At 63.0% G+C, this 1,875-nt stretch carries 2 protein-coding genes and 1 pseudogene; 2 read left to right on the forward strand and 1 reads right to left on the reverse strand.

Translation table 11 applies throughout. The features are described from left to right. Positions 1–80: 80 nt before the first annotated feature. Positions 81–685, reverse strand: a pseudogene (locus D2K64_RS23420) (IS3 family transposase); the annotation flags it as partial. Between the two features lie 194 nt (positions 686–879). Between D2K64_RS23420 and D2K64_RS23425 the strand changes: the two are divergent. Continuing rightward, complete coding sequence (locus D2K64_RS23425) at positions 880–1,206, forward strand: DUF4118 domain-containing protein (protein ID WP_157986102.1); 327 nt, start codon at positions 880–882, stop codon at positions 1,204–1,206. 245 nt (positions 1,207–1,451) lie between these two features. After that, positions 1,452–1,712: a hypothetical protein gene (locus D2K64_RS23430; RefSeq protein WP_120010818.1), complete on the forward strand. Its 261-nt coding sequence runs from the start codon at positions 1,452–1,454 to the stop codon at positions 1,710–1,712. The last annotated feature ends 163 nt before the right edge of the window (positions 1,713–1,875 follow it).

Consider the following 1,875-nt stretch of genomic DNA (forward strand, 5'->3'; position numbering starts at 1 on the left):
GGACGCGCCGGACCTGACGATGTCGCCCGCGCACGCCTCATCGCTGAAGCTGCCAAGGAGGTCTCACAACCAGACAGGTAGGATCCGTCATTCAGCCACAACCGCCCGCGCTTCGGCTGCCGCGGCGGCACCTTCAGCCCCTCGGCCTGCCAGATCCGCTCCACCCGCTTGTGGTTACAGGTCCAACCCTCAGCGCGCAGCAGGGCAGTGATCCGCCGATAGCCGTAGCGGCCATACTGCTTGGCCAACGCAATCACGGCCTGGGTCAGCGCTGCCTCATCGTCGGCCGTCCGGCGCCGCTTGCGCTGCGTCGAACGGTTCTGGCCCAGCACCCGGCAGGCCAACCGCTCGGATACATCCAGCACCGCCGTGACGTGGTTCACGGCGGCCCGGCGACGGGCAGCGCTCAGAAGTTTCCCGAGGCGGCTTCCTTGAGGATCAGCTTCTCCAGCGTCAGGTCCGATACTGCCCGCCTGAGGCGGCTGTTCTCCTGTTCGAGCTGCTTGAGCCGACGCACCTGATCCAACTTCAGGCCGTCATACTCCGCACGCCAGCGATAATATGTGGCCTCCGTCACCCCGATCGCCCGAGCACCCTCGGCCACCGTCTTGCCCTGACCCACCAAAACCTCGACCTGCCGGAGCTTGGCCACGATCTCCTCCGGCTTATGCTGCTTGCGAGCCATCCCAACCCTCCGAACTGCACCACCGATCTCACATGATCGGCGGTCCACTTCTACGGGGGGCAGGTCACTGCCTCAGCGTCAGCCGACGCGAGGAGGCGGGTTCCTCTCATAGACTGCGGCGACCTCGCGGCTCACGCTGCGCAGCCACACGGCGGCCCGATCTTGCATCGTTGCCTCGCCGCGCACGATGCACGGTGCTGGCGCTCTACTTCTTCGTTCCACCCTTCTATTCCTTTGCCATACCGAACGCTGAAACAGCGATCAGTGTCGCTCTCTTCCTCGGATCCGGCCTGTTCATCGCCCTTGTCAGGGAGGCGCTGCACGTCGCTTACGTGGAGGCGGAGCAAGCCCATGCGGAGGCCGCAGCGGCTCAGCAGGCCGCCGAGGACGCCATTCATGAGCGCGACCTGCTGCTGCATCGGCAGCTCCACGGTTTGGCCAGAACCTACGGAGTTGAGGCCGCCCAAGGGCTGAACAAAATGGCCTGCCAAAGGGATTTGGCAGAGCAGTACCTGCTTTGAAGCTCACAGCACACTCAACCTGTGGTTTCTTTCATCGGATTGCTATTTTGTAATTTATCCTCCCTCAGCGCATGAAAATCAGCAGTTCAAGCCTTTTCAACATGCAAGAAGTCTCAGTTACGCGGCCGTCTGCACGTCTTCTATCGAATAGGACAACTAGACGTGAAATTGAGACTTCCCGTGTGTGGAGTTTTCCTTCACAACACCGCTACTCAAGGTTGAGTGATAACCCCTCGGTGAAACCGATGTCCCTGACCAGCCGCCCCGCCTCCACCCTCGACACCGCCATCACCCTGCTGCAGCACCTGGCCACGCTGGCCGTCGACCATGGCGAGGCTTGCGCCAGGCCGTTGTTCCAGGCCGCCGACTACCTGCAGGACGTGCTCGATTGCATGCCGGAGCTGAGTGACGCCGGTGCCACAGACGAGGTGGGGGCTGAATTCGAGGCGCTGATGGCAGGCCTGTCCCAGCTGCTGCCCGACCCCAGCCAGCCGCTGCATTCCTGAGCCGGCTCGTCCCCCGCTTTGCTCTTCATCTGACCTGACCTGACCTGTTCCTTCCCCTCCCCGCCTGCCGCAGGACCTCCTCCAAGATGCGTGCTCTCCTGGTTGAAGACGACGCCACCACCGCCCGCGGCATCGCCATGATGCTGAAGGGCGCCTCGATGAT

It is taken from the genome of Teichococcus vastitatis (assembly GCF_003604215.1).
GTDB lineage: Bacteria > Pseudomonadota > Alphaproteobacteria > Acetobacterales > Acetobacteraceae > Pseudoroseomonas > Pseudoroseomonas vastitatis.

Bases quoted from the DNA above. Each gene is read 5' to 3' on its own strand.
- D2K64_RS23430 (WP_120010818.1), top strand. From the start codon at position 1,452: ATGTCCCTGACCAGCCGCCCCGCCTCCACCCTCGACACCGCCATCACC.